The organism is Bordetella muralis, from assembly GCF_054781015.1.
The window spans coordinates 100,243-120,527 of the sequence record NZ_BAAGVF010000005.1 but is presented as its reverse complement, the minus strand read 5'-3'; the positions used below and the strand labels follow the sequence as shown (position 1 = coordinate 120,527).

The following is a 20,285-nucleotide window of genomic DNA, read 5'->3' as shown; positions in this document are numbered from 1 at the left end:
TCATTGCCCTTGCAACCGCCGGCTCAGGCCGGTCAGCCGCTCCATCACCAGCATCAATACCAGAACACTGACAATCAACACGCCCGATACCGCCGCGACCCGCACATCTAATGTGGACTCCATCATTCCCCACATGCGGATGGGCAACATGTCGCTGCGGGGGCTGGATAAGAACAGTGAAATAGGTACGTTATCGATCGATGCCATGAACGCCATAAACGTGCCTGCAGCCAGGCCTGGAAAAATAATAGGCAGTGTGATTCTGCGAAAGGTATACAGCCGCCCTGCTCCCAGACTGGCCGAACACTCCAACAAGCTCCCTTCCAACTGAACCAGACTGGCGCTGGTCGTGCGCACAACAAACGGCACGATCATCACGGCATGCCCCACCGCCATCAACATCAACGATGGCCTCAACCCTATTGCCGTAAAAAACACCAATGCCGCCAACCCAAACGCGATACCGGGCAATATCAACGGCGACATGAAAAAAGCATCCAGCGCCCGGGCCTTGCGGCTGCTCGACCGGGCAAGCGCCAAGGCCGCTGCGCCCCCCAGCACCGCAGCAGCCGAGGCAGACCAAGCCGCCACCATCAGGCTATTTCCCGCCGCTCGATGAATCGGTGCAGAAAGAACCGGATCAAACAGCCGCCGATACCAATCCAGCGACAAACCCGAAGGTGGAAACCGCAATGTCTGGCTATCCGTCAACGAGGTCACCAACACAACGATCACGGGCCCTGCCAACACCAACAACGCCAACCCCGCGATGCCGCCGATCACCGAGTAATAGCTCACATCGGAGAACGAGTTTCGTCTAGACATGCAAATACCTCGAACCACGACGGCCCAATGCGGCAATCAACACAATGCACAACATGACCGACGTAAGTAACATGATTGAAGCCACTGCAGCCAAGGGCCAGTTATAGACGACCAGCGACTGCTGCCAAATCACCAGGGGCAGATAGACCAGGCGATTGCCACCGATAATGGATTGCGAAATAAACGCCGTCGTCGAACTGGCAAATACCAGCGTACAACCCGCGACCAGTCCGGGAATCGACAATGGCAACACGACTTTGAACAAGGTTCGCCAGCGCGATGCCCCTAATGCGACCGATGCATCGATCAAATTGTGATCCATGCGAGCCATCACACTGATCAGCGGCAATAACATCATGGGCATCTCGATCTGGGTCAGAGAAAGGACCAACCCCAACTCGGTCTGCAAGAGGCGCAACGGCGTCGGACTTAGTCCCAGCGCCATGATGACCTGATTGATGACGCCCTCATTGCCCAAAATGACAATCCAGGCAAAAGTACGCACCACGACCGACAGCAGTACCGGCATGATGATGATGAACAACATCAACCGCCGCCATCGCTCACTCGACTGTATGTACACCATCGCCAGGGGATAGCCTATCAGCAACGTGGCGCAAACCGTCATGACACCGAGCTTGAGCGTATCCAGGGTGACTTTCCAGTAGAAAGGATCCGCAACGAACTTGCGCCATGTCGCCCAGCCTGACTGAGTCAGCCCATCGTCCTCATAGGCGCTAGTTGCCACCAGCATCAATAACGGTGCCGCGAAAAAGACCAGGTAGGCCAATGTCAGCGGCACGGCCAGCGGCCAACGCCCCGGCGAAATGGCGGCCTGGCTCAACGGGCGACTTCCCTGTTAAAGCGCTCGATCCATGCCGCACGCTGTGGATTGATCTGTGCCCAGTCATGTTGCACCATGCTCGACATCTCGGCCAGGCTCGTCAACGGCAAGGTATCGTCCAGCTTTACATCCGACGCTACCGGCGCCATGAAATAGGGCCCTTTCATCAGCGCCGTTTGCACTGGCGCAGAGAGCACGGTATCGATGTATCGATACGCGTTATCTGCCTGCTCTGCGCCTTTGGCGATATGCATGGTCGTAAAAAACGTGATGACGCCGCTAGCCGGCCGCACGAACTCGATGTCAACGCCACGCGCTTTCAGGGTACCGACTGTCTGCGTATTGGCGTACATGATGTCGCACTGTCCTTGCTGAAACAGGCTCGGCATCGAGGCAGGCGCGCCGATGACCGCGATCTTGGGCAGGGCCTTTTTCAGCTCGGCGAAAAAAGGCTCTACGTCTGTCCCTTTGGCGCCGAACGCTTTGGACATTTCCAGAATTGATACCGTCCCGAATGTCGTCTGGAACCCCGTCAATCCCAAGCGCGACACGTACGGTTCGGCAAACAAATCGGCCCACCCGACAGGGGGTTTGTCGAACTTTTTAGGGTTATAGGCAATCCCGACAAACTGCGCGGCGATCGTTACCCCATGCTCGTCGGCCATGCCTGGCTGCAGTTTCGAGGCGTTGCTCAAGCGAGACGGATCAAATTTCTCGAATAACCCGGCGTCAATAGCCGTCACGCGCGGCCCGGGGTCCAGCAAGAAAGTATCGAATAGCGGATTGCCCCGCGCCGCGCGCGCCTTGGCAATCTGGTCCACGGCATAGAGCGGCTGCATTTCCAGCGTCACCCCATGTGCCTTGGATAGCGCAGGCGCCACGATAGAACGGTAAGCCTCTTCCCAAGAGCCCGGATAAACCGCACTGACGACGCTACCCTCTGCATGTGCAATGCGTGGCATCATCGCCAGCGCCCCCAATGATGCAGCACCAGCCAGGAGTTGACGGCGAACGGGATCATGCTTCATGGTCTTTCCTTCAGTTAGCGTTAGAGGATGACAAGAACAGCGAAGGCAACGCATCCGGGCGTACACCGCACCACGCCCTGCCCTGCGGTGTATGCGCAAGGCCCCTGCGCGCAGCGGAGATCTTCATAGACACTTGATCACGCGTCAGCACTTGATGCACCACGCTCGGCCCCAGAGGCAGACTCAGCGTGACATCGACCGGCCAGCGTCCCGCCCCGTCTTTATCAAAGAGATCGAGATGCTCGGGCCGTAACGAGACCATCACGCGTTGACCTGCAGAAAGCTCCTTAGCGTAGGGAACGACGATACTGGCGCCTGCATCCAACGCGATACATAACCCCGCGCCCTCCGTTGAGGACACTCGCCCCTCGAGCAAATTGGTCGAGCCGATAAAGCTATTGACGAACAAAGTCTCAGGACGATCATAAATATCGACAGGCGTGCCCAATTGCTCGACGCGGCCTCGATTCATGATCGCGATGCGATCCGCCACACTCATCGCTTCTTCCTGATCATGCGTGACCAGGATCGCCGTCAGCCCGAGTTGGCGTTGCAGGCGTTTGATTTCGATCTGCATATCCAGGCGCAGATTCTTGTCCAATGCGCTGAATGGCTCATCCAGCAGGAGGATATGCGGCTCGGTCGCGATGGCACGAGCCAGCGCCACGCGCTGTTGCTGACCGCCTGATAACTGACGTGGATAGCGCTGAGCCAAATGGGGCAACTGTACGGCTTCCAGGCATTCCTGCACGCGACGCGCAGTATCCACCCGGGAACGGCCGCGTGCGTCGAGGCCATAGGCAACATTCTGCGCCACCGTCATATGAGGGAACAAGGCGTAGTTCTGGAACACGATGCCGATATCCCTGCGATTCGGCTGCAGATCATCGATGGACCTGCCATCGACGCGAATCCTGCCTTGTGTCTGTTTGACAAAACCCGCCACGATGCGCAGCAACGTGGTCTTGCCACAGCCTGACGGCCCCAGCAAGGCAACCACCTCACCAGGATCGACGGAAAGATCGACCTCATCGACGGCCAGGAAACTGCCATATCGGTGACTTACGGATTCAATGTCCAGCGAATGCTTGCTCATCGTATTTCCACATCTCCTCTCCCTGTTGCCGCATGCGCGGTAACCCGTCGGGCTCATGAACCTGATGCAAGGTTCATGCCAACTTTTGAAACAAGGAGAAAAAAGCAACGATGCGCCAACTGACAACCGCACGAATACTGACCGTCAGCCCGATTTGAATACTTGATGGGATACCAGAATTTATGCCGTAAACGGCCCGCAACGGCCATGGATGCCCCAGCAAAGCGAACGATCGCTGCCCTGCCCTGGTGCAGAAAAACTCAATATGGTGCGAAGCAACTCAGCCGCGTCGTTCCTTGCCGGTTCGCGTCTCGCGCCACGCAATGTATAGGCCGCTGCCCACGATGAACGCCGCTCCGAGATAATCGGGCAACTCGGGAATATCCTGCCAAACGAACCATCCCAGCAGCGACGCCCACAGCAAGCCTGTGTAATCAAAAGGCGCCACCACTGATGCAGGGCCGATGCGAAACCCCTGGGTAATAAAGGTCAGCCCCAAAGTGCTGAACAGCGCAATGCCCGCAAAATACGGCCAGTGCGACCACTCGGGCGGCGTCCAGAACGCAGGAACGGCGACTGCGCTGCAAACCAGTTGCCCCAACACGATATACAAAGTCGTCGTCAGCATGCTCTCGGCCGCACCGATCGCCCTGGCCGTCAACATCATGACGGCATACAAGGACGCAGTCGCCAACGGCAAAAGCGCCGCCATCTGAAAACTCGCAGCGCCAGGCCGTACGATCACCAATACCCCGGCAAACCCGGCCGCCACCGCTAGCCAGCGTTTGCCATCTACCGGCTCCTTTAACACGAGCACGGACAGGGCAGTCACAAACAGCGGTGCTGAAAACGCGATGGCCGTTGCCTCCGCCAGAGGCAATGACTGCAGGCCCAGATAGAACATCGACGCCGAAATGATGTTGAGCGCCCCACGCACCAAGTGCAGCCCCGGATGACGCGTACGCAAGGCTCGCCGCCCGCCCAGCGCCAGAACCAGCACCAAGACCACGGGCAATGCGATCGCTGCCCGCAGGAACAGGATTTGCACAGGGCTGTAATGTTCCCCCACCCATTTGGCCAGCGCATCGCTGCACGTCAGGAACAAGATCCCTGCAGTTACACAGGCGATACCAGCTAATGGCGTAGCGTTGGACGAAGGACGGGGCGAGAACGGCATGGAGACTACTCGGAATTACGGTGACAAAGCCCCATGATAGGACAAGCACGCGGAATACGGCTTGCCGCACCACCAAAATCCGGCATGTCATCCGATCTGCCATTGCCCGTCGCAAAAAGCAGATAGCCACGCATACAGATACAATTCCTGTATACGTCCAGTACAGTTGAATTCAATCGGCAGATATTGCTATGGATACCGCACAGGATATCGCGATCTCGATCGTGCAACGCACGCTACGCGGCGAGTTGCCGCGACCGGACGTGCATACTTTTTTCGACCCTGACACCTTCACCGCGAGCCATATCGTGCGCGATCCCGGTGGGGATGCTTGCGCCATCATCGACAGCGTCCTGGATTTCGACTATGCCAGCGGCCGTACGGCCGAAACCTCGGCCATGCGGATGGCTGACCATATCAAGGAAAACGGTCTGCATACGCAATGGGTGCTGGAGACCCATGCGCATGCCGATCACCTTTCCGCGGCACCCCTGCTGATCTCGCAACTGGGTGGCCGGCTGGCTATCGGCAAACACATCACTACCGTCCAGAATGTATTCGGGAAAATCTTCAACGCCGGTACCGAGTTCGCCCGCGATGGCACGCAATTCGACGAGCTGTTCGAGGATGGCGATCAATTTCAAATAGGCAGCCTGCAGGGGATCGCCTTGCACGTGCCCGGGCACACACCAGCCTGCATGGCCTATGTCATCGGCGACACCGTCTTCACCGGTGATACGTTGTTCATGCCCGACTACGGCACAGCGCGCTGCGATTTTCCGGGTGGAGACGCCGCGGCGCTTTATCGATCGATCCAACGTTTGCTGGCCTTGCCCGATGCGACGCGGGTGTTTGTGTGTCACGACTACAAAGCCCCGGGCCGGGATGTTTATGCCTGGGAAACCACCATCGCAGACCAGCGCGCGTCAAACATTCACGTCCACGCAGGCATCGATGAGCAGACATTCGTCGCCATGCGCGAAAAACGCGATGCTACGCTGTCCATGCCCAAGCTCATCCTGCCGTCCATACAGGTCAACATGTGTGCGGGGCAATTGCCGGCACCCGAGGATAATGGCGTCCGGTATTTGAAACTGCCGCTGAATGTGTGGTGATTGGTTTCGGCATCACGTGCACGGAACACCGAACAGAAAAAAACAGACGTCTCACAACGCCATCGTGCAGCAAATAACCGCCAGGATAGCTCTCACACAAGAGTTTATTGAACGATAGCCATGAACTTAAGACACCTGCGGTTCTTTATCGTCCTTGCGGAAGAACTCAATTTCACCCGGGCCGCTGCGCGGTTACACGTCGCGCAGCCCGCGCTCAGCCAGCAAATCAAAGCGCTCGAAGACCGGATGGGGACACTGCTGTTCGAACGAGCGGCGCGTCCGTTGCGGCTGACTGATGCGGGCGCATATTTTTTTGCCCAGGCAAGGGAAATATTAGATCAGTATGCGCAGGCGGAATCGGGGGTACGCGACATCGGGCGGGGCTATGCAGGGTGGCTGGGCATAGGATTCACTCGCTCGGCGATTTATAGCGTGCTGCCTCCCGCCCTCCATGCTTATAACAAGCAACATCCCAGTGTCGAACTGAAGTTGTTTGAAATGCTGACCGAGGAGCACGAGCGTGCCCTCCGTGAGCATCGGATTCACATCGCCATCGGCCGTCAGGCGCAGCCTCTCACCGATTGCATCACGCGAGTATTGCTGCGCGAACGGCTGATGGTTGTGTTGCCTCTCGGCCATCGATACCGCCACCGCAAACGCATCCGTTTGGACACCTTGAGCGATGACGCCTTTATCCTCTATCCCAATCATCCGGGCGCCGCATTTCCGACGCTGATAAAAAAACTATGCGCGGACGCGGGCTTTCAGCCAAACATTGCTCATCAGACGTTTGAGATTCAAACGGCGATTGCCTTAGTAGCGGCAGGCCTAGGCGTCACGCTGGTGGGGGAATCCGTCGTCAAAAATGGTCGGCAGGATGTCAAGTATCTGCCACTTGAGGGAGGCGACACTGAGTCGCTGACAACACTTACCTGCACTTACCGAGCTGGCGACACATCGCCTGCCTTGCAGGACTTTGTCGAGATATTGTGCCGCGATCTCGACACCAACATCTCGCAAAACCGCCCCTCGCGCTCCCGCAAACTATAAGCGTTTTCTTATAAAAGCATAAAAGTCCTGTCTTGGACGCGATAACGCAGTGCACGTAGCATGCCCTCGGACTTAACGTTGAAAAGCCGAGACCATGAGCACTGCCTTGACCACATCTCAAGAACTAAGCGAAATATCGAAACCCATTCCTTCGCAATACAGCGAGCTATCAACCGCAGAAATCTCAGACGCATTAGATCGTTTGAAACTCCCGGGCAGCGCATTGGGAATCGGGCCAATTTCCACGAATAAAAAAATTCTGGGTCGTGCCTACACCGTCCGCTTTGGTCCCGTCGAGCTCATTCCCGGCACCGTAGGCGACTTCGTCGACACAGTCCCTGCGGGCGCCGTGGTTGTTCTGGACAACGGCGGCAGAGTGGATTGCACCGTTTGGGGAGGGATCCTGACGGAAGTCGCCACACGGCGATCTATCGCTGGCACAGTGATTCATGGCGTATGCCGCGACACCTCTGCAGCAGAGGCGTTCAATTATCCGCTATACAGCCGCGGCAAATTCATGCGCACAGGAAAGGACAGAGTCCAGGTCGAAGAAATCAACGGTCCCGTCAGCTTGGGAGATGTCCGTGTTCGGCCCGGCGACATCCTGATCGGCGACGCAGACGGCATCGTCGTGGTGCCAGGCGGCCGTGAGGACGATGTGTTGGCCGTTGCCCTGAAGACACGCGACGCCGAGCTCGCCATTATTGAAAGCGTACGAAAGGGAAAAACGCTGTCGGCAGCACGCATCGAACATAACTATCACACGCTGCAACGCAGCCAGTCATAGAGCGTTGAACACGGGGCCGGCCTCGCCCTTACGGGCCGCAGCGCAAAGCTCGCTGCAATCCAGCAACCGGCAACCGGCAATTCACAGAACCATGCAGGAGACAGAAATGACAATAAAACGGAAACCTCGCGGCCAGGCAGCGATCACGCTGAGTTTGGCGCTTTGGGCCATCACGCCAACGCAAGCCGCCATCGCCGCCGACGCCTATCCATGTAAGATGCTCACACTTGTTTCCCCTTATCCCGCTGGCGGCACCACGGACATTCTGGCCCGGCTGCTTTCGCCTAAACTGCAAGCGTCATTGGGCACCACAGTGATCGTCGATAACCGTGGCGGCGCCAGCAGCAACATTGGAACCGAGTACGTCGCTCGTGCCGAAAAAGACGGTTGCACAGCGCTGCTGGGCAACAATACGGGGATCGTCATTAACCGCAATTTATATTCGCTGCGCATGGATCCCGTACAGGCCCTGCAGCCCGTCGCCAAGGTTGCAGCAATGCCCCTCGTACTCTATGTGAACCCCAAAGTACCGGCGAAAACTGTTGCCGAGCTGGTCAAAATTCTGAAGGAACATCCCGGCACCTACAACTTCGCCTCTGGCGGCAGTGGCAGTCCGCAACATCTGGCAGGCGAGCTGTTTAAACTGGCAACGGGCATCGATGCCCTGCATATTCCCTATAAGGGCCAAGGCCCTGCCATGATGGACGTAATCGCGGGACAGGTGCAATTCGCTTTCGAAACCACGGCGGCCCTCTATCCGCAGGCGCAGGCAAAGCGTGTTGTTCCACTAGCCACCACGGGAGCGGAAAGATCCGACGCCTTTCCCGACCTTCCTACGATGAAGCAAGCAGGATATCCTGACCTGACGTTGACGAATTGGTACGGAGTGTTCGTTCCCGCGGGGATCCCACAAGATCGGGCAGATCGCTTGAGCGTAGCGGTATCCGCGGCATTGGCAGAACCCGACATCCAACAAAAATTGACCGAGCTGGGGTCAGAACGCGTCAGTAGCGATCCTGCGGAATTCAAAAAATTCATCCAAATGGAAGTCCCTATGTGGGAAAACCTCGTCAAACGCTCGGGGGCCAAGGTCGATTAGTGCGTAGGGATCAAGGCTATCCCGGCGCGAGCCCCCGTTATGACGTCTCGCCAAACCAGCTACATCGGGCGACACGCTTACCGGGACCACAGAGTCAGAAGTAGAATCGGTTCATGACAGAGTCGTGCTCAGCCAGATGATCCCCTTTTCTGGCAGCGGCTCTCCTTCACTGTCTTTACGATCACCGATAGAGGACTCTCATGCGTAGCCTATGCCTAGCCCTGGCCGCGGCCGGCCTGCTTGCCAGCGCCGCCGCCACTGCTCAATCCACCATGCGTATCGGCCTGCAGGATGATCCCGATGTTCTTGACCCGGTCCGAGCCCGCACCTTTGTGGGCCGTATCGTATTTGCCTCGCTGTGCGACAAGCTGGTGGATATCTCGCCGGATCTGAAGATCGTGCCGCAGTTGGCCAAGTCGTGGAAGACCAGCGACGATGGTTTGACGCTGACGTTCACGTTACGCGAGAACGCCTTTTATCACGACGGCGCACCCATCGATGCAGCCTCGGTCAAGGCGAATCTGGATCGTGCCATGACGCTACCCGACAGCAACCGCAAGAGCGAGCTCATTTCGGTCGCCAGCGTAGATGCGCCCGATGCCCGCACAGTGGTCCTGCACCTGAAAGAACGCGACGCATCGCTGCTGTCGCAGCTCTCTGACCGTGCCGGCATGATGCTGTCGCCCGCGACTTTCGATAAAGAGCCTGGCCGTCATCCCGTGTGCTCCGGGCCGTACAAATTCAAGGAGCGCGTGCAGAACGATCGTATCGTGCTGGACCGCTTCGACAAGTATTGGGACAAGGACCACTACCATTTCGATCAGGTCGTCTTCACTCCCATGCCCGACACCACGGTGCGTTTGAACAATCTGCGCGCAGGCGGTCTGGACATCATTGAGCGAGTAGCGCCCAGTGACGCCGAGGCCGTGAAATCGGACTCGAATCTGCGATTGGCGCCTGTCACCGGCCTGGGTTATCAAGCGATCTCGGTCAACATCGCGAACGGCCCCCGTGCCGACAACCCGCTGGCCAAAGACAAGCGCGTACGCCAGGCGCTGGACTTGGCCATCGACCGTGACGTGATCAACCAAGTGGTAGGCGAGGGTATGTTCCAACCCGCTTACCAACCCTTTCCACCGGCCAGCTTTGCCTATGACAAAAGCGTAGAGCGCACCGGACGCGATCCGAAGAAAGCGCAAGAGCTGCTCAAACAAGCCGGCTACGATCGCGTCAAGTTCGAATTGACCTTTGGCAATAACACCACCATGCAGCAGGTGTTCGAACTGGTGCAGGCGATGGGTTCGGAGGCCGGCTTTGATATTTCGCTGAAGCCGCTGGAATTCGCGTCGCTGCAATCGGCGCTGCCGCAAGGCGACTTTCAAGTAGGGCAAACAGGTTGGTCAGGCCGCGTCGATCCCAGCGGCAATATTTACCAGTACATCACGTGCAAGGGCACGTTGAACGATGGCAGATATTGCGACGCCGATATGGACAAGCTGATGAACGAAGCCCGCAGCGTTGCTGACGAGTCCAAACGCCGCGAGCTGTATTCGCAAGCCATGCAGAAAATGCAGGAAGACGATCCTCGTATCTATCTGTTCTATCTGCCCTGGATTTTCGGCACGCAAGCCAAGGTCCAAGGTTTTGTGCCCTACCCTGACGGCCTCATCCGCCTGAAAGACGTGACGGTGGCTGCAAAATGAGCATCGACTCCGGATATCGCATGTTCACCACGCGCCCGGAGATTCTGGGCACGTTTGGTGTAGTGACCTCGACGCACTGGCTGGCCAGCAGCGCCGGCATGGCGCTGCTGGAACGCGGCGGCAACGCATTCGATGCGGCCGTGGCAGCCGGCTTTGTGCTGCAGGTCGTAGAGCCGCACCTGGTAGGCCCGGCGGGTGAAGTGCCGGTGATTTTTCATTCGGTACGCACCGGCCGCACCGAGGTCTTGTGCGGCCAAGGCCCGACACCGGCAGGCGCGACGCTGGAACATTATCAATCGCTGGGGCTGAACCTGATCCCCGGCAATGGCCTGCTGCCTGCCGTCATCCCCGGCGCATTCGATGCCTGGATGCTGATGCTGCGCGATCACGGCACATTGCGGGTGCGCGACGTACTCGAGCCGGCGATCTATTACGCCGAACAAGGCCACCCGCTGATGCCACGCATCGCCAACACGATCGCGGGGCTCAAGGATTTTTTTACGGCGCACTGGCCCACCACCGCGCAGGTTTACCTGCCTGGCGGCAATGTGCCTCAGGCGCGCAAGCTGTTTCGTAATCCCCGTCTGGCGGAAACCTGGCGCCGCGTATTACGCGAGGCCGAAGCCGCTGGCAATGACCGCGAGCGTCAGATTGACGCGGCACGGGATGCGTTTTACCGCGGCTTTGTGGCTGAGGCGATAGACCAATATGCTCGCAATAACGAGGTCATGGACGAGAGCGGCACGCCGCATCGCGGCGTATTGACGGCACAGGACATGGCCAATTGGTCGGCGAGCTACGACACACCGGTCACCTATGACTATCATGGCTATACCGTTGCGAAAGCAGGCGTATGGAGCCAAGGCCCCGTCTTCCTGCAGACCCTGGCATTGCTCAAAGGGTTGAACCTGCAGCAGGCAGGACCGAACGGCGCCGAGTTCATTCATCACGTTACCGAGGCGATGAAGCTGGCGTTTGCCGATCGCGAGGCCTATTACGGAGATCCGTCGTTTGTGGACGTGCCGTTGGCGCATTTGCTGTCGGACACCTACAACGACGAACGCCGCGCCTTGATCGGGCCCATGGCCTCGCACGAGTTGCGGCCCGGCCGTGTGCCCGGCTTCGATGCGCAAGTGGATCGGGTCATGGACGTTCTATCGCGCCTGTCCAAGGTCACGCCTGTAGGCGCACCCAGCAGCGAGCCCACGCTGGCCGACATGCGCGCCTCGGTCAAACGCGGCGACACCACCCATGTCGATGTGATCGACCGATGGGGCAACATGGTATCGGCAACGCCATCAGGGGGATGGTTCCAATCATCGCCCGTGATCCCGGAGCTGGGGTTCCCGCTCAATACGCGCGCGCAGATGTTCTGGCTGGAACCTGGCCTGCCAGGCACCCTGGCGCCAGGAAAACGGCCACGCACGACGCTGACGCCGTCGCTGGCCATGCGCGACGGCAAGCCCTACATGGTGTTCGGCACACCTGGCGGAGACCAGCAGGAACAGTGGCAATTGCTGCTATTCCTGCGCCATGTCCATCACGGACTGAATCTACAGGAAGCCATCGATCAACCCATGTCGCACACGATGCACTTTCCGTCGTCGTTTTACCCGCGTGATCGCAAGCCGGGGCACCTGGCAGTAGAGATCTCATTTGGTACAGAGCTCATCGCCGATCTGCGCGCCCGCGGACACGTCATCGAAGAAGAACCGGAGTGGTCCACGGGCCGCTTGACGGCTGCGACCCGGGACGAGGACGGTTTATTACATGCCGCGGCGACGGCCAGGCTGATGCAGGCTTATGCCGTAGGGAGGTGACCACGCCGGCATAAGCCAACCAGATGACGCCATAAGCCACACCCTATTCTCCCTCCCTGCCCCCGGCTTCTACCATCGAGTCCTCTTCAGTTGTCGTACCTAGGACTCAAAGCATGTACAGAATCGGTATAGACGTCGGGGGCACGTTCACCGACTTCACGCTGGTGAACAGCCAAAATGGCGAGGTCGCTTTTTTCAAGGTTCCCTCCACCCCCAGCGACCCATCGGAAGCCATCCATCAAGGCATCACCGGCCTCATGGACAAACATGGCCTGCAGCCGGATCAGATCGAACACATCGGCCATGGCACGACTGTCGCGACCAATCTCATCATCGAGCGCAAAATAGCCCCCTGCGGCCTGATTACGACGCGGGGATTCCGCGATGTATTGGAAATTGCCCGACAGGTCCGCCCTCACCTGTACGACTATAGTGTGACGCGCCCCACCCCACTGGTGCGCCGCGCCTGGCGCCAGGAGGTGCCCGAACGCATCTCCCCGCAAGGCGAAGTCGTCGAGCCCCTGGACGAATCCGCGGTACGCGCGGCTGCCGAAGTATTGCGCGATGCTGGCGTACAGGCCGTCGCGATCTGTTTCCTGCATGCCTATCGCAATCCCGATCACGAACGCCGGGCGCGCGACATCGTGCGCGAGGTATTGCCCGAGGCCTACATCAGTCTATCCAGCGACGTTTTGCCCGAATTCCGGGAATTCGAGCGCCTGTCCACGACCACGCTCAATGCCTCGGTAGGACCACGCATGGAGCGCTATCTGCAGCGCTTTCTGGAACGTGTGGCCGATATCGGCATTCGCCATGAACCCCACACCATCCATTCCAATGGCGGCCTCATGTCGGTGCAAACGGTGCGCCAGTTCCCCGTACGCACGTGTCTGTCTGGCCCGGCGGCTGGCGTCGTAGGAACGGCCGTACTCGGCCGCACCATAGGCTTCCCCAATGCTGTGACTTTTGATGTGGGCGGCACCAGCACCGATGTTTCGCTGATTCTGGAAGGACGCCCTGCGTTTACCTCCAGCCGCTCTGTCGCAGGTTATCCGGTAAAAACGCCGATGGTGGACATCCATGTCATCGGTGCAGGCGGCGGCAGCATTGCCTGGATCGACGAGGCGGGTTCTTTGAAAGTCGGCCCTCATAGCGCTGGCGCGGTCCCCGGCCCCGTCGGCTATGGCCGTGGAGGTACCGAGCCCACCATTACCGACGCCATGTTCACGCTGCAGCGCTTGAATCCAGTCAAACTGTTGAAGGGTCGAATGAACGTTGACGCGGCCGCTGCACGCGAAGTGATCGCACGCCGTATCGCAGAACCACTGGGCTTGAGCGTAGAGGCCGCAGCCGAGGGCATCATCCGTATTGCCAATGCCAATATGGCGCGTGCGATACGTTCGGTATCGACAGAGCGGGGCCATGAGCTCTCGAAATTCGCCCTGTGCGCCTTTGGTGGCGCAGGCCCCCTGCACGCGCTCGACGTAGCGCGGGAATGCGGCATTCCTACTGTCATCATCCCTCAAGAGCCTGGCACGCTATGCGCGCGCGGCATCCTGCTGACAGATATTTCCTTTGACTTTGTCGAAAGCGAAATCGCGGTCATTGAGGCTGAAGGCTGGACACGCGTGCTCGCACGCCTGGATAGACTGCGCGAGGAAGCCAATCGCTGGCTCGAAGAAGAAGGTGTCGATGTACCGAACCGCGATTACGAAGTCGTGATCGACGCGCGCTATGTCGGACAGAACTTTGAGGTCCAGGTCGCATTGCCCGCGCACGAAACACCCACTTTCGAAGCGTTCCACGCGGGCTTTGGACAAGCACACCGGCGCGAGTACGGCTATGACGTGCCTGACCGTGCCATCGAAATCATCAACTGCCGTACCAAAGCCATTGGACGCGTGACCAAAGCCCCACTGGCAAACATTGCCGAGCGTGCGATTCCTCAACCGGTTTCGCGCCGTCGCATCCATTTCGGCGAAGCCATCGGTTGGCGCGAGGCCGACGTCTACGACCGCGATCAACTGGGCGCTCATGCCAGTTTTGAAGGCCCGGTGGTTTTCGAAGAGATGAGTTCAACCACTGTCATCGCCCCCGGCCAATCGGCGCGCGTCGACGAATTCGGCAACATCGTGGTGCGGGTTTGAGCCTCGCCGCTGCTTCCAGGACATACTCATGACGACTCAAACGCCTGCTTTGCGAGACCCCATCGAAATGGAGGTCTTCATCAACCGCCTGCTTTCCATCACTGAGGACATGAACAATACGCTCGTGCGTTCGTCGTTCTCGACCAACATCAAAGAGCGCAAAGACTGCTCTGTGGCACTGTTCGACGCCACGGGCAGGCTGGTTGCCCAAGGGACCCAAATTCCTTTGCATCTGGGCTCCCTCAACGGAGCCATGCGGGCAGTGCTGGATCAATATCCCATTGCACAGATCAAACCGGGCGATGCGTTTATCAGCAACGATCCCTATCTGGCCGGCGGCAGCCACCTGCCCGATATCAATATCGTCACGCCTGTTTTTCATGAGGGACAGCTCGTATTTTTCACGGCCAACGTCGGCCATCATGCCGATGTGGGCGGATCAGTACCGGGCTCCATCGCAGGCAGCCTGCGCACAGTCTTCGAAGAAGGGATTCGTATTCCTGTGGTGCGCATCGCACGTGACGGTGTCATCCAGGAAGACCTGTTGCGGCTGATCTGCAGCAATACCCGCGATCCGGAAGAACGCTGGCTGGATCTGAAAGTCCAGGTCGCCACCAATCAACGCGGTGCCACAGCGGTGCAAGGGCTGCTCACGCAAATGGGGTTGGAGCGTGCATTGACTGCCGTGGAGGACTTGATTCAATACACTCGCTCGCGCCTGGAGCGCCGCATTTCCGAACTGAATCCGGGCACGTATTCCTTTGCTCACATGATGGACGATGACGGCCTGGGTGGAGGCGATCCAGTACGGTTACAGGTCGCAGTCACCGTGCTGGAGGGCCGCCTGCGCTTCGATTTCTCAGGATCTGGGGCTCAGGCACGCGGTGCGATGAATTTGCCGGAAAGCGCGCTGAAGGCCTGCGTCTACTATGCCGTCAAAGCCTTGCTGGACCCCGAACTCGCCGCGAACTCCGGGCTGTTCGAGCCGCTGGAAATCGTGGCGCCGACAGGTTCCATCGTCAATCCGCAGGCCCCGGCAGCTGTAGGCGCACGCTCTCTGACTGCACAAAAAGTCGCTGGTGCGATTTTCGGCGCATTCCGCGAGGCGCTGCCCCAATCACGCATCATGGCATCGGGCAATGACGTGTGTCCTGCGATCGTATTCTCTGGCCGTCTGGCCAGCCGTCCGGGAGATTTCGTTTATTTGGAAACCGTCGCTGGCGGGTCTGGCGCTCGCGACGACATGGACGGCATGGACGGTGTTCATGTCCACATGACCAACTCCTCGAACCTGCCCGTGGAGGCGCTGGAAAACGAGTACCCCTTGCGCGTCGAACGCTATGCGCTCGTGTCCGATTCCGGCGGCGCCGGCCGTCAGCGTGGAGGTATGGCGGTAGCTCGCGAGATACGGGCGCTCGCCGATGGCATCATTTTCTCGGCACGTTCAGATAACCACGTCGTGGGCCGTGCGAGCGGCGTGCTGGGCGGCGGTGACGGCAGGCAAGCACGCCTGGTTTACAAGCGTACCGACGGCAGCGAGGAAATCATGTCCTCGAAAACCGCCGGCCTGCGTATGGCAAGCGGAGAAAGCGTGTGCCTCGAAACCTCTGGTGCTGGAGGTTTTGGCAACCCCAAAGACCGCGCGGCAACCGCATTGGCCGACGACCTGCACGATGAGCGCGTATCCTTGGCCGCAGCCCGGAAAATCTACGGCGATCTCGTGGATCGGGCGCTGGCATCGAAAGCCTGACCCATCCGTTGCCTCAGCCAGGCATGAGCATCATCGTTCTGATAGCGCTCATGCCAATAAAGCGACACACTCAAGGGTGGCAGCGGCAAGGGTGCTGGCAATAATTCGATGCCTGCTGCTGCCTTTAACTGACTGGCCACGCTCAATGGCAAGGTGGCAATCATATCGGTCTGCGCCACCACAAATGGCGTAGCCATATAGCTGCTCAAGAGTACTGCCACGCTACGTTGCAGGCCTATGGCACGCAATGCGGCATCGACCTGCGCATTGAAGTAGTTCGCATACCCTGAGGCATTGACGTGGCTGTATTGGAGATAGGAGTCCAGATTCCAGGCACGGGTCAGCGCGGGATGCCCTTTGCGCACGACGCAGGTGCATGCCTCTTCGAACAGAAAACGCGCCCGTAGATTGTCGGGCGGGTCGGGATAGTGGCCGATATAAAGCTCGACGTAATTCTCGGCGAGCATCTCCAGCGCGCCTCCCAACTTCGGCGGCAAACAACGCAGGCCTATGCCTGGCCCTTCGTCTTGTACGGCGGACAAGATCTTCGGGAACACTGCCAACTGCAAATAATCGCTGGCACAAAGGGTAAACACACGTTGTGTCGAGGCCGGATCAAAGGCCGTCTCGCGCGAGATGCTGCGACGCCATGCCTGCAGCAACGGCTGAAAATTACGATGCAGTTCCAGCGCGCGCGGCGTGGGCATCCAACGATTGCCTTGGCGCTGCAGCAATGGATCGCCAAACAGATAGCGCAACCGGCTCAACGCCGAACTCATCGCGGGTTGACTAATGCCCAGCAACTCCCCTGCTTGAGACACGCTGCTGCACGTCATCAGTGCATCGAAATGCACCAGGAGATTTAAATCGGCGGCTTTCATAGCGTGCGCTTTATAGGCTTATAAGTTTCACCCTGTCGACGCTCTAGGGCATCGTCCCTACTATTTAAACATACTCCCCCCACGCAGGAGGGAGACACAAAACTCAGGGGAAATCATGTTGTCTGTCAAAAAAACGCTTGCCTGTTTCCTGGTTTGCGCTGTCCCGGCGCTGTGCACCATCCCGGCCGCAAATGCAGAGGATGCCTGGCCTGGCAGCAAACCTGTACAGCTCATTGTGCCTTATGCCAACGGAGGATCCACCGATCTGGTCGCGCGGCAGCTGGCCGACGCCGTCAGCAAGAAAACCGGTGGGCACATCATCGTGGAAAACCGCGCCGGTGCGTCGGGCGTGATCGGTACCTCGTACGTCAATCGCCAACCCGCAGACGGCTACACCCTATTGCTTGGCACTGTCACCAGCCACGCGATCGCACCCAGCGTCACCGCCAATCTGCCCTACGACATCGTCAAGGGTTTCACACCAATCACGACAATAGGCACCATTCCCGATGTCATAGTGGTTAACCCTCAATTAGGAGTGAACACGCTGAATGACTTCATCAAGCTGGCCAAATCCCGGCCGGAACAAGTTTCCTATGCGTCGGCCGGCACAGGATCGTCCAGTCATCTGGGTGGCGCCTACTTCGCGGCAGAGGCCGGACTGAAGATGAATCACATCTCCTATCGCGGATCGGGACCAGCATTGATTGACGTATTGGGTGGACACGTCGACATGATGCTCGACGTCGTCATGACTTCGTTGGAGCCTGTCAAAGCCGGCCGCCTGAAGGCCTTGGCAGTGACATCGACGGAACGATCGCCATTACTGCCCGACGTGCCGACGGTACAAGAAGCCAGGATTCCTGGTTTTGAAGCCATGATTTGGTTTGCGCTATTCGCGCCAGCCAACATGGATCCGGCGCTGCAGGCCCGCATCGCAAAGGCTTTTGATGAAACGATCCAAGAGCCCCAAATGAAGAAACTGTTGCTGCGCCAAGGCATCACGGCCTCGGGAACGGGCCCGGCAGCCCTGGCCGAGACCGTTCGCGCGGACACAGCCAAATGGCGCGACATCGCGAAAAAAGCGGGCGTTAAACCACAATAACTGATGGCGTTGAGCGCGATGGCGTCCATTCTACAAACTGCGGCCAGCCGAAAAATTGGGCTTTCGATCAAGCAGCGGACCTGACAGGAAAACGCCTCACGGAACCAGTGGCGGGAGCAGACTGCCCTCCATCACTACCACCGCCTGCCCCGCAACATTCGCCCATATCCCATCAGAACGGTGCTCGGCACGCGCGAGCAATAAACTCGCGCGCCCCATATCCACCCCTTGTCCCACGCGCAATCGCAATGTGCCATCGCCACGCAATGATGCCCGCAATGCCGTTGCTGCAACGGTCGCGCTGCCCGTGGCGGGGTCTTCCGTCATGCGGCCGGTGAACATACGCGCCTGTATATCTGTGGGACTATCAATCGTATCCGCAGCGGTGTCCGTAGTGTAGGCATAAATGGACTTGGCGCCATCCAAAGGCAACAAGGCCGCATACTCGTTCGCATCCGGCACGATGCGGCGCAACGCATCACGGCTGGCAAGCTGAGCGATCAAGAAAGGCGCTCCCACCGACGCCACCTGAGGAGCGTGCTCGGACACTTCGATATCCGAGACATTCAGCCTCAACGCACGTGCCACAGATTCGACCGGCACCTTGCTGCCCAGCGATAAAGGTTGCGGCGCCAAGAGCTCTGCTCCATCAATGCCCTGCTCGCTGCGCGCGAGCGAAATCCGCACCAACCCTGCGATTTCCTCAAACACGAATTCGTCCGGCACAACCTGGCCGGCGATAGCCAGCTCGCGAGCCAGGACCACCGCTGTGCCAATGTTTGGATGCCCGGCAAACGGCATTTCTCTATCAGGCGTGAAAATCCTGACCCACGCCGTATTCGCGGGATCCTTTGGCGGCAGGACAAAACTGGTCTCTGAATAATTGAATTCCCGAGCAATGATCTGCATTTGCTCGGTACTGAGGCCCTCGGCGTCCAACACGACCGCCAGAGGATTGCCGCAATAGGCCTGGCTGGTAAAAACATCGGTGGTAACGTAACGGTAGCGCATGCAATTTCTCGTCTGATTGATGCGGAACAGTATATGGGAGCGGTTTACGCCGAAACAGACACAGAATGGATAAATTTAGACCATAACAGCGACACAGCATCCAGCAGAATTACGCTGCTCGCCGCATTAAATGCATATCCACATGGATATCAACGTAAGGACAAAACAAGGCCCCTAGCTCCGTACGTTCTAACAATCCGAGCGCGACAAGAGCACTTGCATCCTCATGCACACGCTTTACGTCTCGCCCTAGACGGCGCGCCAACTCACGTACACCGACCACTCCCTCACCCAACAACTCCGTAATCAATGCCCACCGTCTCTCTGTTAAATGAGAAAAGAATGCACCCGCGCTCTCAAAGTTCAACACTTCCCCTTGATAACGCTTTTCCCGGATCCCAGCTTTGGCCTGGGCAGCAGCGCCGCGCAACGCGGCCTTCCAATCCGAGTCGATGGTGATAGTTAGTTTACGGACCATAGTGCCTCTCATTCTTGTAGCGTTCGACATGTGCAAGAAAATCCTCGACCAACTGATCAATACTCACAAACTCATAAGGAATTTCTCGGCCGCATGAGTGGCAATGGTCGCCCTTACCGCGTTCATTATCAAATCCAATGACTCGTTCATTATTGGCGATGTAAACGAGCCTGTACTTGACTGTATGCAGACAGGGCGCGACAGGACGAGGTACCTGCCAAACTACGATTTGAATAATAGCCCCGTCATCATCCACAGACTTGAAATCAATGATAAGTTGTGATGTCTTGTTGTCAATTACGCCAACAGCCGTACTGTTGGCAAAGCAACACTCCATCACAAATGTGGCAACGAGCTGCTAAACACCAG

Annotated in this window: 18 protein-coding genes; 9 read left to right on the top strand and 9 right to left on the bottom strand. The window is 58.2% G+C overall.

Annotation, left to right across the window (positions count from 1 at the left end; all coding sequences use genetic code 11):
• The 5 genes from ACYVIT_RS10585 to ACYVIT_RS10565 all read right to left on the bottom strand — a co-directional run bounded on the left by ACYVIT_RS10585 (position 1) and on the right by ACYVIT_RS10565 (position 4,970).
• A complete protein-coding gene (locus ACYVIT_RS10585; RefSeq protein WP_415808002.1) occupies positions 1–825 on the bottom strand; it encodes an ABC transporter permease in 825 nt (274 codons plus the stop codon).
• The gene (locus ACYVIT_RS10580) at positions 818–1,669 is read right to left on the bottom strand and encodes an ABC transporter permease (RefSeq protein ID WP_415808003.1); all 852 of its coding nucleotides are present in this window, start codon (positions 1,667–1,669) and stop codon (positions 818–820) included. Before ACYVIT_RS10580 ends, ACYVIT_RS10585 begins: the two co-directional genes overlap by 8 nt.
• The gene (locus tag ACYVIT_RS10575; RefSeq protein ID WP_415808004.1) at positions 1,666–2,697 is read right to left on the bottom strand and encodes an extracellular solute-binding protein; all 1,032 of its coding nucleotides are present in this window, start codon (positions 2,695–2,697) and stop codon (positions 1,666–1,668) included. The genes ACYVIT_RS10580 and ACYVIT_RS10575 overlap by 4 nt, the downstream gene beginning before the upstream one ends.
• A gap of 10 nt (positions 2,698–2,707) precedes the next feature.
• Positions 2,708–3,793 (bottom strand): ABC transporter ATP-binding protein, encoded by a 1,086-nt coding sequence (locus tag ACYVIT_RS10570; protein ID WP_415808005.1) that lies wholly within the window; start codon positions 3,791–3,793, stop codon positions 2,708–2,710.
• 280 nt (positions 3,794–4,073) lie between these two features.
• Positions 4,074–4,970: a DMT family transporter gene (locus tag ACYVIT_RS10565; protein WP_415808006.1), complete on the bottom strand. Its 897-nt coding sequence runs from the start codon at positions 4,968–4,970 to the stop codon at positions 4,074–4,076.
• A 191-nt stretch (positions 4,971–5,161) separates the two neighbouring features.
• On the opposite strand from ACYVIT_RS10565, the gene ACYVIT_RS10560 reads away from it, so the two are divergent.
• The 8 genes from ACYVIT_RS10560 (at position 5,162) to ACYVIT_RS10525 (ending at position 16,441) form a co-directional block, all read left to right on the top strand.
• Positions 5,162–6,085 (top strand): MBL fold metallo-hydrolase, encoded by a 924-nt coding sequence (locus tag ACYVIT_RS10560; RefSeq protein WP_415808007.1) that lies wholly within the window; start codon positions 5,162–5,164, stop codon positions 6,083–6,085.
• Between the two features lie 120 nt (positions 6,086–6,205).
• Positions 6,206–7,135 carry a LysR substrate-binding domain-containing protein gene (locus ACYVIT_RS10555; protein ID WP_415808008.1) on the top strand — a complete coding sequence of 310 codons (930 nt, stop codon included), beginning with the start codon at positions 6,206–6,208 and terminating at the stop codon, positions 7,133–7,135.
• A gap of 106 nt (positions 7,136–7,241) precedes the next feature.
• Positions 7,242–7,922: an RraA family protein gene (locus ACYVIT_RS10550; protein ID WP_415808009.1), complete on the top strand. Its 681-nt coding sequence runs from the start codon at positions 7,242–7,244 to the stop codon at positions 7,920–7,922.
• A gap of 106 nt (positions 7,923–8,028) precedes the next feature.
• A complete protein-coding gene (locus tag ACYVIT_RS10545) occupies positions 8,029–9,021 on the top strand; it encodes a Bug family tripartite tricarboxylate transporter substrate binding protein (RefSeq protein WP_415808010.1) in 993 nt (330 codons plus the stop codon).
• Between the two features lie 200 nt (positions 9,022–9,221).
• The gene (locus tag ACYVIT_RS10540) at positions 9,222–10,724 is read left to right on the top strand and encodes an ABC transporter substrate-binding protein (RefSeq protein ID WP_415808011.1); all 1,503 of its coding nucleotides are present in this window, start codon (positions 9,222–9,224) and stop codon (positions 10,722–10,724) included.
• Between the two features lie 20 nt (positions 10,725–10,744).
• Positions 10,745–12,544 (top strand): gamma-glutamyltransferase family protein, encoded by a 1,800-nt coding sequence (locus ACYVIT_RS10535; RefSeq protein WP_415808012.1) that lies wholly within the window; start codon positions 10,745–10,747, stop codon positions 12,542–12,544.
• Between the two features lie 113 nt (positions 12,545–12,657).
• Complete coding sequence (locus ACYVIT_RS10530) at positions 12,658–14,691, top strand: hydantoinase/oxoprolinase family protein (protein ID WP_415808013.1); 2,034 nt, start codon at positions 12,658–12,660, stop codon at positions 14,689–14,691.
• 28 nt (positions 14,692–14,719) lie between these two features.
• On the top strand, positions 14,720–16,441 hold the full coding sequence (locus ACYVIT_RS10525) for a hydantoinase B/oxoprolinase family protein (protein WP_415808014.1): 1,722 nt from the start codon (positions 14,720–14,722) through the stop codon (positions 16,439–16,441).
• Here the strand turns inward: ACYVIT_RS10525 and ACYVIT_RS10520 are convergent.
• Positions 16,399–17,322: a LysR family transcriptional regulator gene (locus ACYVIT_RS10520; RefSeq protein ID WP_415808015.1), complete on the bottom strand. Its 924-nt coding sequence runs from the start codon at positions 17,320–17,322 to the stop codon at positions 16,399–16,401. The genes ACYVIT_RS10525 and ACYVIT_RS10520 overlap by 43 nt on opposite strands.
• Positions 17,323–17,437: 115 nt before the next feature.
• Here ACYVIT_RS10520 and ACYVIT_RS10515 point away from each other — a divergent pair, with 115 nt between their 5' ends.
• A complete protein-coding gene (locus tag ACYVIT_RS10515) occupies positions 17,438–18,427 on the top strand; it encodes a Bug family tripartite tricarboxylate transporter substrate binding protein (RefSeq protein WP_415808016.1) in 990 nt (329 codons plus the stop codon).
• Positions 18,428–18,523: 96 nt separating this feature from the next.
• Here the strand turns inward: ACYVIT_RS10515 and ACYVIT_RS10510 are convergent, their stop codons facing one another.
• The 3 genes from ACYVIT_RS10510 to ACYVIT_RS10500 form a co-directional block, all read right to left on the bottom strand.
• Positions 18,524–19,438 (bottom strand): PhzF family phenazine biosynthesis protein, encoded by a 915-nt coding sequence (locus ACYVIT_RS10510; protein WP_415808017.1) that lies wholly within the window; start codon positions 19,436–19,438, stop codon positions 18,524–18,526.
• Between the two features lie 109 nt (positions 19,439–19,547).
• Positions 19,548–19,916, bottom strand: coding sequence for an HVO_A0114 family putative DNA-binding protein (locus ACYVIT_RS10505; RefSeq protein WP_415808018.1), 369 nt, complete (start codon positions 19,914–19,916; stop codon positions 19,548–19,550).
• Complete coding sequence (locus ACYVIT_RS10500; protein WP_415808034.1) at positions 19,906–20,253, bottom strand: toxin-antitoxin system TumE family protein; 348 nt, start codon at positions 20,251–20,253, stop codon at positions 19,906–19,908. The genes ACYVIT_RS10505 and ACYVIT_RS10500 overlap by 11 nt, the downstream gene beginning before the upstream one ends.
• Positions 20,254–20,285: the final 32 nt, after the last annotated feature.